At 67.2% G+C, this 12,807-nt stretch carries 13 protein-coding genes; 9 read left to right on the top strand and 4 right to left on the bottom strand.

The window, feature by feature from the left end:
• The coding region (locus WBB14_RS04695) for an AsmA family protein (RefSeq protein WP_424238779.1) at positions 1-1,227 on the bottom strand (1,227 nt) is incomplete at its 3' end.
• A gap of 170 nt (positions 1,228-1,397) precedes the next feature.
• Between WBB14_RS04695 and moaC the strand changes: the two genes are divergently transcribed.
• The 5 genes from moaC to glp are packed head-to-tail and all read left to right on the top strand — an operon-like array spanning position 1,398 to position 4,342.
• Positions 1,398-1,886, top strand: a complete 489-nt coding sequence (gene moaC / locus WBB14_RS04690; RefSeq protein WP_042794830.1) for a cyclic pyranopterin monophosphate synthase MoaC — start codon at positions 1,398-1,400, stop codon at positions 1,884-1,886.
• Positions 1,867-2,118, top strand: a complete 252-nt coding sequence (locus WBB14_RS04685; protein ID WP_059377940.1) for a MoaD/ThiS family protein — start codon at positions 1,867-1,869, stop codon at positions 2,116-2,118. The genes moaC and WBB14_RS04685 overlap by 20 nt, the downstream gene beginning before the upstream one ends.
• 5 nt (positions 2,119-2,123) lie before the next feature.
• Entirely contained in the window at positions 2,124-2,591 is a 468-nt protein-coding gene (locus tag WBB14_RS04680) for a molybdenum cofactor biosynthesis protein MoaE (RefSeq protein ID WP_424238778.1), read from the top strand.
• Positions 2,592-2,611: 20 nt separating this feature from the next.
• A complete protein-coding gene (moaB, locus tag WBB14_RS04675) occupies positions 2,612-3,133 on the top strand; it encodes a molybdenum cofactor biosynthesis protein B (protein WP_424238777.1) in 522 nt (173 codons plus the stop codon).
• Positions 3,134-3,136: 3 nt separating this feature from the next.
• A complete protein-coding gene (glp, locus tag WBB14_RS04670; protein ID WP_424238776.1) occupies positions 3,137-4,342 on the top strand; it encodes a gephyrin-like molybdotransferase Glp in 1,206 nt (401 codons plus the stop codon).
• Here the strand turns inward: glp and mobA are convergent.
• The 3 genes from mobA to WBB14_RS04655 are packed head-to-tail and all read right to left on the bottom strand — an operon-like array spanning position 4,327 to position 7,161.
• A complete protein-coding gene (gene mobA / locus WBB14_RS04665) occupies positions 4,327-4,950 on the bottom strand; it encodes a molybdenum cofactor guanylyltransferase MobA (RefSeq protein WP_424238775.1) in 624 nt (207 codons plus the stop codon). The two genes, glp and mobA, sit on opposite strands and share 16 nt — an antisense overlap.
• Positions 4,943-6,046, bottom strand: coding sequence for a GTP 3',8-cyclase MoaA (gene moaA, locus WBB14_RS04660; RefSeq protein WP_424238774.1), 1,104 nt, complete (start codon positions 6,044-6,046; stop codon positions 4,943-4,945). The genes mobA and moaA overlap by 8 nt, the downstream gene beginning before the upstream one ends.
• A 35-nt stretch (positions 6,047-6,081) precedes the next feature.
• Positions 6,082-7,161: a substrate-binding domain-containing protein gene (locus WBB14_RS04655; protein ID WP_424238773.1), complete on the bottom strand. Its 1,080-nt coding sequence runs from the start codon at positions 7,159-7,161 to the stop codon at positions 6,082-6,084.
• Positions 7,162-7,299: 138 nt separating this feature from the next.
• Here WBB14_RS04655 and WBB14_RS04650 point away from each other — a divergent pair, with 138 nt between their 5' ends.
• The 4 genes from WBB14_RS04650 to WBB14_RS04635 all read left to right on the top strand — a co-directional run.
• Positions 7,300-7,857 carry a formate dehydrogenase subunit gamma gene (locus WBB14_RS04650; RefSeq protein ID WP_424238772.1) on the top strand — a complete coding sequence of 186 codons (558 nt, stop codon included), beginning with the start codon at positions 7,300-7,302 and terminating at the stop codon, positions 7,855-7,857.
• Complete coding sequence (locus WBB14_RS04645; protein ID WP_424238771.1) at positions 7,854-9,425, top strand: formate dehydrogenase beta subunit; 1,572 nt, start codon at positions 7,854-7,856, stop codon at positions 9,423-9,425. Before WBB14_RS04650 ends, WBB14_RS04645 begins: the two co-directional genes overlap by 4 nt.
• A 13-nt stretch (positions 9,426-9,438) precedes the next feature.
• Positions 9,439-12,315, top strand: coding sequence for a formate dehydrogenase subunit alpha (fdhF, locus tag WBB14_RS04640; RefSeq protein ID WP_424238770.1), 2,877 nt, complete (start codon positions 9,439-9,441; stop codon positions 12,313-12,315).
• Between the two features lie 29 nt (positions 12,316-12,344).
• Positions 12,345-12,807: formate dehydrogenase accessory sulfurtransferase FdhD (locus WBB14_RS04635; protein WP_424238769.1), on the top strand; the 463-nt coding region annotated here is incomplete at its 3' end.

Genomic DNA, 12,807 nt, shown 5'->3' with positions numbered 1-12,807 from the left:
GCCCTTGGCGGCGGATCCCGACGCTGCCGTCGCAGGCGGCGTGGTCTTGGCTGGAGCAGCGGCCGGACCGGCCTTGTCCCCTGCCTTGGCAGGATCCAGGCCGCTGGCTTTCCTGAGCTTGTCAGCCACCGGCGTGGCGGTCGGCTCGACGCCGCCCAACCGCTTCAGCCCGGCGACCACGTCCAGCCAATTCAGGTTTTGATTGGCGTAGCGGCGCACATGGATCTGCGGTGCCCACAGCCCCACCTCGCCCACATAGGCGTGGCGCGCAATGGGTTCCAGCTCCAGGCGGGTGACCGTCAGCGCGCTCCAGGCGGCGAGATTGGCGCCGGAAGTGTCGCGCAGGTCCAGCCGGCGCAGACCCAAGTCGCCGACGACGCGGATCTTGGGCGGCGCGTCCTTGGGCTGCTCGAACACCACTTGCAGGTTCGAATCCAGCAGCGCGCTCTCGACCTTGAACGGCAACGGCATGGGCCAGACGTCCGCCCACTTTTCCAGTTGCAGGCCGTTGAACGCCACCCGCAGCGTGGACGAGGGCACTTTGTCGAACGGCCGGGCCACGCCGTTCAGATCGAAGGGGCTGCCGTTGATGCGCAAATGCACGCGCGGCTGCACGTCGATGTCGGTGGCATAGCCGAACGTGGAAATGAACGGCACACCCACGCCCACTTCGTCGACGACCTGCTTGCGGCCGGTGACCTTGTCGTCCAGCGTGATCGAGCCGTTCTCGATCACCATGTTGTTCAGCGAAAAGCGCGGCAGCCCCTCATCCGGCTTCTTGGGCGGTTCGTCGGGCTGGGCGGCCGTCAATTCGGCCACTCGTTGCTGAATATCAGAGAAATTGAATCGCGTGACGTCCTCGCGGACGATGGCGATGTTAGGCTCGCGCAGCGTCATTCGATCGACGACCGGCGCAAACCAGAACAGGGAAGTCCAGGCCGCGCTGACGTCCAGCTCGGCCAGCGTCAAGAGCGGCGTCTGCGAATCGGGCTGGGCCACGGCCAGATCGCGCGCCCGGACGGTCAGCGTGAAGGGATTGAAGCTGATGTCGCCGACGGAGACATCCCGCCCGATCATCTTGGAGACGTCCTGCACCAGGACGTTATGCAGCACTTTGGGGACTTGCCAGGCGGCAACCCCGAAAAGGATAAGTACGAATGCCGCGATACCCAGAAGAATCTTGCCGACCCGGCGGGTTAACCGAAGCTTGGGCATCCGCAAGGGCATTGCGCGTCTCCTGATACGAATGAAGGACGAGCGTTTCCGTCCTTCTAATGACTACAGGCGCGATTATCGCGCCCCCTGCACCGCTCGTCTATCATAGGCGTATCGATGGGCCGATCCGGCCAGCCGGGGCTGCCCTTTTCAATCATTAACAATTATCGCTCCCGATTCCCATGTCCACGCCCACCCCAACCTTGAGCCACCTGGATGAAGCCGGACAGGTCCGCATGGTCGACGTCATCGCCAAGACGGACACCGAGCGCGTGGCGATCGCCACCGCCAGCGTGCGCATGAACGCCGTCGCCTACGGCCTCTTGACCCAGCCCGGCCAAGGCAAGGGCGAGGTCCTCAATACCGCCCGCGTCGCCGCCATCCTGGCCGCCAAGCGCTGCGCCGACACCATCCCGCTGTGCCACAGCCTGCCGCTGGCCTTCGTCGGCGTCGAGTTCGCGCTGGACGACGCCGAGCATCGCATCGACGTGCTGGCCACCTGCCGCACCAGCTACAAGACCGGCGTGGAAATGGAAGCCATGATGGCCTGCAGCGTCGCCGCGCTGACCATCTACGACATGTGCAAGGCTGCCGACAAAGGCATCGTCATCGAGCAAGTTCGCCTTAAGTACAAGGCAGGAGGAAAAAGCGGTGAATGGCGCAACGATTAATCTTCTTTACTTCGCGCGCGTCGCCGAACTGGTCGGCAAGCGCTCCGAAGCCTGGCCCCTGGAGGGCGAGTCCACCGGCGCGCAGCTGCTCGCCGCGCTGGGCGAACGCTACCCCCAGCTGGCGCCCTCCGCGCGCCTGAAACTGGCCATCAACCAGACCCACGCCAAGCCGTCCGCGCCCATCCGGGCGGGCGACGAGGTCGCGGTATTCGAACCCGTCACCGGAGGTTGAACGCCATGATCAGCGTCCAGGAAGCCGATTTCGACGGCGCCGCGCTCACGGCCGCGCTGCGGGATAGCGCCGGCCCGGGCGTGGGCGGCATCGTCACTTTCGTGGGCTATGTGCGCGACTACGCGCCCGACACGCCCACCGACACGCTCTTTCTCGAACACTACCCGGGCATGTGCGAACGCGAGCTCGAAGAAATCGCCGCGACCGCCCGCGCGCGCTGGAACCTGGACGGCACGGTCATCGTGCACCGGGTGGGCGCGCTGCACCGCAACGCCCAGATCGTCTTCGTGGCGGCTGCCAGCGCCCACCGCGGCGACGCCTTCCGCGGCTGCGAATACATCATCGACGCGCTCAAGACCCGCGCGCCCTTCTGGAAGCGCGAAACCCTGGCGGGCGGCAACAGCTTCTGGGTAGAGCAACGCCAATCCGACCAGGACCGCACGCAGTCCTGGGATGAAGACACCACCGTCTAGAAGATAGAAGAGGAGAATCCATGAGCGACGAAAGCCTTGTTTCGCTGGCCTGCGCCGTGCTGACGGTCAGCGACACCCGCAGCGCGGGCGACGACACCTCCGGCAACCTGCTGGCCCATAGCCTGGCCCATGCCGGCCACCAGTGCGTGCGCCGCGACCTCGTCAAGGACGACATCTATCAGATCCGCCGCGTCATCAGCGACTGGATCGCCGATCCCGAGGTGCAGGTAATCCTGACCACGGGCGGCACGGGCTTCTCGCATCGCGACCACACGCCCGAGGCCATCCAGCCCCTGCTGGACCGCGACATCCCTGGCTTCGGCGAACTGTTCCGCCAGATCTCCTACACCGAGATCGGCAGCTCCACGATCCAGTCGCGCGCCTTCGCGGGTTCGGCCAACCAGACGCTGATCTTCTGCCTGCCCGGCTCCAACAACGCCTGCGAGACCGCCTGGGCGCAGATCCTCCGCGAACAGCTGGACAGCAGCCACCGCCCTTGCAATTTCGCCACCCAATTCAAGCAACGCGAAGAAGATAACTGACCCATGCTGGATTTTGATCAAGCCCAGACCCTGCTGGCCAATGCCGCGGGTCCGCTGCAACGCAGCGAAGAGGTGAGCCTGGCCGTTGCGGCCGGCCGCGTGCTGGCCGCCGACCTCACCGCCACCGTGGACATCCCGCCCGCCGACAACAGCGCCATGGACGGCTACGCCCTGCGCGTGGCGGATTGGGGCGCCGGCGTGCGCCTGCCCATCCAGCAGCGCTGCTACGCCGGCGAAATGCCGGAACCGCTCAAACCCGGCCACGCCATCCGCCTGTTCACCGGCAGCCTGATCCCGGAAGGCGCGGATACGGTCGTCATGCAGGAAGACACCACCGAAGCCGACGGCCAGGTGGAAATCTCGCGCTCTCCCAAGCCCGGCCAGCACATCCGCCGCCGCGGCGAAGACACCATGGCCGGCGCTCCGCTGCTGGCCGCGGGCACCGTGCTGGAAGCGGCTCACATTGCGTTGCTGGCCTCCCAAGGCCTGGCCCATGTGCGCGTCGTCGGCCAGTTGCGCGTGGGCATCCTGACTACCGGCGACGAACTGGTGCTGCCCGGCCAGCCGCGCGCGGCCGAACAGATCTACAACTCCAACGGCCCCATGCTGGCAGCGTTGGCGCGCGGCATGGGCGCCCTGCCGGTGCACGTGCTGCATGCCCGCGACACCGAGGCCGACCTGCATGCCGCCTTCAAGACGCTGCTGGCCGATTGCGACCTGGTGGTTAGCGTGGGCGGCGTATCGGTGGGCGAACGCGATCTGGTCAAGCCCGCGCTGGCCGCGCTGGGCGGCGAACTCGCGCTATGGAAGGTGCGCATGAAACCGGGCAAGCCGGTGGCGCTGGCGCAGATCGACGGCAAGCCCGTGGTCGGCCTGCCCGGCAACCCCGTGTCGGCCTACGCCGTATTTACCCTGCTGGTGACGCCGTTGATGCGCCGCATGCAGGGCCGCGAAACCTTGTTCCCGCCGACCAGCCAGCTGCCGCTGCGCACCGAGCATCCGCGCCAGGACAGCCGTGAGGAATTCCTGCGCGTGCAGCGCCGCCTGGCCGACGACGGCAGCGCCGAACTGGTGCCTTACGGCCACCAGGGTTCGGGCGTGATCAGTTCATTGCCCTGGGCGACGGGCCTGGCCCGCCTGCCGGCCGACGTGCAGGTGCAGGACAAGGACCGGGTCGCCTACTACGACCTGCGTCACTGGCTGGCGTAACGCTCGGCCCGCGCCAGTTCTTCTGGCGTGTTGACGTTCATGAAGGCATCGGGCGCGTCGTCGAAGCAGGCTTCGACCGCGCCCGCCCTCGCCTGCCACAGTCCCACCTTGCGGTCGCCGGCTCGCAGGTACGCCAGCAGATTTGGCAATAGCGAGGTGCGCAAGGCCATGCAGGCCGAATGCCGCTGCCCGTTGGCCATCGCATAGGCCATGGGCGCCTTGGCGGACTTGGCCGCGCCCACCAGGCGCGCGGCCAGATCCCGGGGCAGGAAGGGTGTATCGCACGGAACCACCACCAGCCAAGCCTCCTGCTGCGCGCCCGCCAGGCCTGCGGCAATGCCCAGCAACGGTCCTTGCCAGGCGCCTAGTTCGGCCTCGCCGTCCCGCAAGACCTCGCCGTACGGGGCATAGAGATCCACGTGACGGTTGGCGCTGACGATCAGGCGCGACACCTGCGGCGCCAGGCGGCGCGCGACGTGCGCCACCATGGGCTCGCCGCGCAGCATCACCAGGCCCTTGTCCTGTCCGTTCATGCGCATGCCCTGGCCGCCGGCCAGGATCAGGCCGGCGACGCCTGCGCGTGAGATCGCGGGCGGGACTTCAGCCACCGATGTAGCTCATCTCGATCTTGCGCGCCGGATCGGCCATGTTGCGGCCGCGCAGTTCGGAGTAATGGTCGTTGCGGCCCGCCCAGATGCCCGCGATGATGCCGGCAAGCTCGGCGTCGCTGGCGCCGTCGCGCAGCGGAGCGCGCAGGTCGTAGCCGTCGTGCGCGAACAGGCACAGGAATAGCTTGCCTTCCGGCGACAGCCGCGCGCGCGTACAGCCGCCGCAGAAGGCGTGCGTGACGCTGGAAATGACGCCGATTTCGCCGCCGCCGTCCAGGTAGCGCCAGCGCTCGGCCACGCGGCCCATTTCGCCGCTGGCCACCGGCTCCAGCGCGTAGGCTGTGCCGATGCGGTCCAGCACTTCCTGGCTGGGCACCACCTCGGCAAGATTCCAGCCATTGGTATTGCCCACGTCCATGTATTCGATGAAGCGCAGGATGTGGCCGGAATGGCGGAAGCGTTCGGCCATGGGCAGGATCTGGCTGTCGTTCAGGCCGCGCCGCACCACCATGTTGACCTTGACCGGCGCCAGCCCGGCCTCGGCCGCGGCGTCGACGCCGCGCAGCACGTCGTCGGGTGTGAAACCGCTGTCGCTCATGCCCTGGAACATGGCCGGATCCAGCGCGTCCAGGCTGACGGTGACGCGCGTGAGCCCGGCGCTCTTGAGCGCGGCGGCCTTGCGCGCCAGCATGCTGCCGTTGGTGGTCAGGGTCAGGTCGAGCGGACGGCCCGCAGGCGTGCGCAGATCCGCCAGCTGACCCACCAGGTTCTCGATGTGCTTGCGCAGCAGCGGCTCGCCGCCGGTCAGGCGGATCTTCTCCACGCCCAGCTGCGTGAAGATGCCCGCCAGGCGGCTGATTTCCTCGAACGACAACAGCGCCGCATGCGGCATGAAGGTATAGCTGCTGTCGAAGACTTCCCGCGGCATGCAGTAGGTGCAACGGAAGTTGCAGCGGTCCGTGACCGAGATCCGCAAGTCGCGCAAGGGACGCGCGCGCTGGTCCAGCGCCGGCTGTCCGTGCGGCGGCAGTTCGCCGGGCACGGCAGGGGCCAGCGGGCCGGTGCGGCGATCGGCAAGGAAAATCACTTTGCTCATGGGAACATCATATCCCGGCGCATCGCGTTCCGCGCTCATGGAAAAGCCTCCTGCAGGGACTGCAGCCGGCCCGTATCCCGGGCGTCATACCCCGCCAACTGGCTGACGTACCCAACGTAGTCGGGACTGCGCATGATGGACAGCAGGTCGCGCATGGCCGGCGTTTCCAGCGAGGACTTGCGGATGGCGAAGAAATAGCGCTCGCGCACCAGCGGGATGAAGTCCAGCCCGAAACGGCAGGCGGCCGTCTCCACCCCCACGCCCGTGTCGGCCATGCCGCTGGCGATATGCGCGGCGATGGCCATATGGGTGAATTCATTGGTTTCGTAGCCCTGCACCTCGCTGATCGAGACCCCCGCCCGTTGCAACATCAGGCCCACCAGATAGCGGGTGCTGGAGCCGATCTGGCGGTTGACGAAGCGCACGTCGGGCCGCGCCAGATCGGTCATGCCGCGTATCTGCTTGGGATTGCCGGCGGTGACGAACAAGCCGGCATTGCGCACCGCCAGATGGATCAGCATGTACTCGTCCGCGTGCAGCCATTGCGCGTAACGCTCCATGATGGGCGCTTCGAAATCGCCCAGCGGCACCTGGAAGCCCGCCAGGTCGCATTCGTGCCGCTCCAGCGAGGCCAGCGCCTCGATGGCGGTGCGGTAGCGCAGTTCCAGGCCCGGCTTGCGGTTGCCCATGTGCTGCATCAGCGATTCCACCGCAAAACCGTGGCTGGCGTGCAGCCGCAGGTGCGGGCCGCTCTCGGGCAACAGGCGCTCCAACTCTTCCTGCAGCTCCGACGCCATGCTGTCCAGCGTCGGCATGAGGCGCGCCTCGATGCGGCGGTTGGCCCATAGCAGGCGCTGCGCGAAAGGCGCCAACTGCGTGCCCTGGCGGCGGTTGGTGATGAGCAATTGCGTGCCGAAGATGGCCTCGAAACGGCGCAGCACGCCCCAGGCGTGCCGGTACGACAGGCCGCAGGCGCGACAGGCGCCGGCAATATTGCCAGTGGCGTCGATCGCCGACAGCAGCGCAAGCATGTCCTGCAGCGGCACAGGCGCCGGGTCGTCGTCTCCACCCAGGCTCCATTGCGGCCGCAAGCCGATACGGAACTTATATGTCATTTATTTCATATTGAAGACGGTGAATTACCCCGCTAGAGTACACAAATAATGCGGCCGGAAGGGTTTTTATATGCTTTTAAAAACATATAACCCAACGAAATCCAGCCCAACCCAACAGCAACACAGGAGGAGACCGACGTGCATCAGCGCGAGGCAACATCCGATCTGGCGTCCAGCGGCGGCGCCCGCGGCGGCCAGATGGCCCTGGACGCGGCGCAAGCGTCCCCCACTCCGGCCATCGCGGCCACCGCCCGCATACTCGCCAGGCTGAAGGACCAGCCCGGCCCGCTGCTACCCGTGTTGCACGCGGTCCAGCATGAACTGGGCTGTATTCCGGCCCCGGCGGTGCAGACCATCGCCGAGGCCCTGAACCTGTCCCGCGCCGAGGTCCACGGCGTCATCACCTTCTATCCCCATTTCCGCAGCGAGCCCGCCGCGCGCCACACCGTCGAGGTCTGCCGGGCCGAAGCCTGTCAGGCCATGGGCGGCGAACATCTTGCCGCCCATGCGCGCACGGCGCTGGGCTGTGACTTCCACGCCAGCAGCAAGGACGGCGATTTCACCCTGGAACCGGTGTATTGCCTGGGCCTGTGCGCCCAGTCGCCGGCGGTGATGATCGACGGCCGGCCCCACGCCCGCGTCACGCCGGAAAAATTGGACCGCCTGCTGGCCCGCACGCTGGAGGGGCAATCATGAGCTCCCCCATCGTCATCTACGTGCCGCGCGACGCCGCGGCATTGGCCATGGACGCGGACACGGTCGCGCGCGACATCGAACGCGCCGCCGACGCCCGCGGCCTGTCGGTGCAGATCGTGCGCAACGGCTCGCGCGGCCTGCTGTGGCTGGAACCTCTGGTCGAAATCGCCACGCCGCAAGGCCGCATCGCCTACGGGCCGGTGCAGCCCGAGGACGTGGCCGCGCTGTTCGACGCGGACTGGCTGGCCGGCGGCGAACACCCGCTGCGCCTGGGCCTGACCGAAGAAATCCCCTATCTGAAGCAGCAGGAACGCCTGACCTTCGCCCGCGTCGGCGTGACCGACCCGCTGTCGCTGCAGGACTATGCCGCCCATGGCGGCCTGCTGGGCCTGCAACGCGCCCTGACGATGGACCCGGGGCAGATCGTCGATGAAATGGTGGCCTCGGGCCTGCGCGGCCGCGGCGGCGCAGCATTTCCGACCGGCATCAAGTGGAAGACGGTGGCCGGCACTCCCGGCGACCAGAAGTACATCGTCTGCAACGCGGACGAAGGCGATTCGGGCACTTTCGCCGACCGCCTGCTGATGGAAGGCGACCCCTATGTGCTGATCGAAGGCATGACCATCGCCGGCCTGGCGGTGGGCGCGACCTACGGCTACATCTACGTGCGCTCCGAATATCCGCAAGCCATCGACACCCTGGAAGCCGCCATCGCGCGGGCGCGCAGCGTGGGCTGGCTGGGCAAGGACGTGCACGGCAGCGGCCGCCGCTTCGACCTGGAAGTGCGCAAGGGCGCGGGCGCCTACATCTGCGGCGAGGAAACGTCGCTGCTGGAAAGCCTCGAGGGCAAGCGCGGCGTGGTCCGCGCCAAGCCGCCGCTGCCGGCGATCTCGGGTCTGTTCGGCAAGCCCACCGTGATCAACAACGTGATTTCGCTGGCCACCGTGCCCATCATCCTGGCCAAGGGCGCGGCCTACTACCGCGACTACGGCGTGGGCCGCTCGCACGGCACCCTGCCGTTCCAGCTGGCCGGCAATCTCAAGCACGGCGGCCTGGTCGAGAAAGCCTTCGGCCTGAGCCTGCGCGACCTGCTGTACGGCTTCGGCGGCGGCAGCGCCTCCGGCCGCCCGCTGCGCGCGGTGCAGGTGGGCGGCCCGCTGGGCGCCTATCTGCCGGAATCGCAATGGGATGTGCCGCTGGACTACGAGGCCTACATCCAGATCTCCGCCATGGTCGGCCACGGCGGGCTGGTGGCCTTCGACGACAGCGTCGACATGGCGCGCATGGCGCGCTACGCGATGGAGTTCTGTGCCATCGAGTCCTGCGGCAAATGCACGCCTTGCCGCATCGGCTCCACGCGCGGCGTGGAAACCATAGACAAGATCGTCGCGGGCGGCCCTGGCCGCGAGCAGCAGGTGCATCTGCTGCGCGACCTGTGCGACACGATGCTGGGCGGATCGCTTTGCGCGCTGGGGGGCATGGCGCCCTACCCGGTGCTGTCCGCGCTGAACCACTTCCCGCAGGACTTCGGCATCGAGTCCTCCCATTCTGCCGCGCACGCGGCCTGAACCCGAGACCGCCATGCTAGAAACCGTCATCAAGCGCGATCGCGACATGGGCACGCCGGCGCGCGAGTCCGCCGCAACCATTACCCTGACCATAGACGGCCAGGACATCACGGTGCCCGAAGGCACTTCGCTGATGCGCGCAGCCGCCGAGGCCGGCATCAACATTCCCAAGCTTTGCGCGACGGACAGCCTCGAACCCTTCGGTTCGTGCCGGCTGTGCCTGGTGCAGATCGAAGGCCGCCGCGGCTATCCCGCGTCATGCACCACCCCTGCCGAGAACGGCATGGTGGTCTATACCGAAACTCCCAAGCTGCACGACCTGCGGCGCGGCGTGATGGAGCTGTACATCTCCGACCACCCGCTGGACTGCCTGACCTGCCCGGCCAACGGCGACTGCGAGCTGCAGGACATGGCCGGCGTGGTGGGCCTGCGCAACGTGCGCTACGGCTACGACGGCGCCAACCACCTGAAGAGCGAAAAGGACGAGTCCAATCCGTACTTCACCTATGACGCGTCCAAGTGCATCGTCTGCAACCGCTGCGTGCGCGCCTGCGAGGAAACCCAGGGCACATTCGCCCTGACGATCTCCGGCAAGGGCTTCGAGTCGCGCGTGTCGCCGGGACAGGACCAGCCCTTCCTGAACAGCGAATGCGTGTCCTGCGGCGCCTGCGTGCAAGCCTGTCCGACCTCCACCCTGCAGGAAAAGACCGTCATCATGATGGGCCAGGCCGAACACTCGGTCGTGACCACCTGCGCCTACTGCGGCGTGGGCTGCGGCTTCAAGGCCGAAATGAAGGGCCAGGAAGTGGTGCGCATGGTGCCCTGGAAGGACGGCCAGGCCAACCGTGGCCACTCCTGCGTCAAGGGCCGCTTCGCCTGGGGCTACGCCACGCACAAGGAACGCGTGCTCAAGCCCATGATCCGCAAGCACATCACCGACTCCTGGAAGGAAGTGTCCTGGGACGAGGCGATCAACTACGCGGCCTCCGAATTCCGCCGCATCCAGGGCCAGTACGGCCGTGACGCGGTCGGCGGCATCACCTCGTCGCGCTGCACCAACGAAGAAACCTGGCTGGTGCAGAAGCTGGTGCGCGCCGCCTTCGGCACCAACAACGTCGACACCTGCGCGCGGGTCTGCCATTCGCCCACCGGCTACGGGCTGAAGCAGACGCTGGGCGAATCCGCCGGCACGCAGACCTTCGATTCCGTCATGCACACCGACGTGGTGATCGTGATGGGCGCCAACCCCAGCAGCGGCCATCCGGTGTTCGCCTCGCGCCTGAAGCGCCGCCTGCGCCAGGGCGCGCGCCTGATCGTGATCGACCCGCGCCGCATCGAACTGGTGAGCTCGCCGCACATCAAGGCCGACTTCCATCTTCAGGTACGCCCCGGCACCAACACCGCGCTGCTGTCCTCGCTGGCGCACGTGATCGCCACCGAAAACCTGATCGCCGAAGCCTTCGTGGCCGAACGCTGCGAAGCCAAGGCCTTCAACGAGTGGCGCGACTTCGTCTCGCTGCCGGAGAACTCGCCGGAAGCCATGGAAGAAATCACCGGCGTGCCGGCGCAAGCCGTGCGCGGCGCGGCGCGCCTGTACGCCACGGGCGGCAACGGCTCCATCTATTACGGCCTGGGCGTGACCGAACACAGCCAGGGTTCCACCACCGTCATGGCCATCGCCAACCTGGCCATGGCCACCGGCAACATCGGCCGCGAAGGCGTGGGCGTGAATCCGCTGCGCGGGCAGAACAACGTGCAGGGTTCCTGCGACATGGGCTCGTTCCCGCACGAGCTGCCCGGGTACCGCCACATTTCCGACAACACGGTACGCGCCCAGTTCGAAAAGGATTGGGGCGTGACCTTGCAGCCGGAACCCGGCCTGCGCATCCCCAACATGTTCGAGGCCGCGCTGGGCGGTTCGTTCAAGGGCCTGTACTGCCAGGGCGAAGACATCGTGCAGTCGGACCCCAACACGCAGCACGTGGCGGCCTCGCTGGCGGCCATGGAATGCATCGTGGTGCAGGACCTGTTCCTCAACGAAACGGCCAAGTACGCCCATGTGTTCCTGCCCGGCTCGTCGTTCCTGGAAAAGGACGGCACCTTCACCAACGCCGAGCGCCGCATCTCGCGCGTGCGCAAGGTCATGGAGCCCAAGAACGGCAAGTCCGACTGGGAAGTGACGGTGGCGCTGTCCAATGCGCTGGGCTATCCCATGGACTACAAGCATCCGCGCGAGATCATGGACGAGATCGCGCGCTTGACGCCCACGTTCTCCGGCGTCAGCTACGAAAAGCTGGACAAGCTGGGCAGCCTGCAATGGCCCTGCAACGACGAGGCGCCCGACGGCACGCCCATCATGCACATCGAAGAATTCGTGCGCGGCAAGGGCAAGTTCATGATCACCAAGTACGTGCCCACGGACGAGCGCAGCACGCGCCGCTTCCCGCTGCTGTTGACCACCGGCCGCATCCTGTCGCAATACAACGTGGGCGCGCAGACCCGCCGCACCCCCAACGTCATGTGGCATGGCGAGGACGTACTGGAACTGCACCCGCAGGACGCCGAGGATCGCGGCGTGAAGGACGGCGACTGGGTCGGCATCCAGAGCCGCGCGGGCGAGACCGTGCTGCGGGCCACGCTGACCGACCGGGTACAGCCGGGCGTGGTATACACCACCTTCCATTTCCCCGAGTCCGGCGCCAACGTCGTCACCACCGACAGTTCCGACTGGGCCACCAACTGCCCCGAGTACAAGGTGACGGCCGTGCAGGTCACGCGCGTGTCGCAGCCTTCGGAATGGCAGCGCCAGTGGTCGCGTTTTGCGGATATCCAGCAAAAGCTGCTGCGCGAGCGTTCACGCGAAAACGAGGCGGCGCTGACCGGGAAATAACCGCCAGCCCGAACCGCCAGGACGCCGCCATGACCACGCCACCGCCTTCCCGCCCCGACTGCACGCAGGTTCAGGTCACCCGCGTGCGCGGCGGCATCCTTGTCCCCGAGGTCGAAACCGACTCCGTGGCCGAGGAAACGCCGGTGGCGCTGGAGTTCAACGGCATCAGCCACGCCACCATGCTGGCCACGCCGGCCGACCTGGAGGACTTCGCGGTGGGCTTCGCGCTGTCCGAAGGCATCATCGACGGGGTCAGCGACGTGCGCGGCATTGACCTGCTGCCGCAATGCGACGGCATCGTGATCCAGCTGGAAATCTCCAGCGCCTGTGAAGTGCGGCTGAAGTCGCGCCGGCGCGCCATGGCCGGGCGCACGGGCTGCGGCCTGTGCGGCGTGGAAACGCTGCCCGAAGTGCTGCGGCCGGTGGCACCCGTCACCAATGGCGCGCCGGTGCGCATCCAGGCGGTGCTGGCGGCCATGCGCGACATGCGGG

Source organism: Achromobacter sp., from assembly GCF_049647645.1.
Lineage (GTDB): Bacteria > Pseudomonadota > Gammaproteobacteria > Burkholderiales > Burkholderiaceae_B > Achromobacter.
The sequence above is the reverse complement of the archived record's forward strand: the minus strand, read 5'-3'. Positions and strand labels throughout refer to the sequence as shown.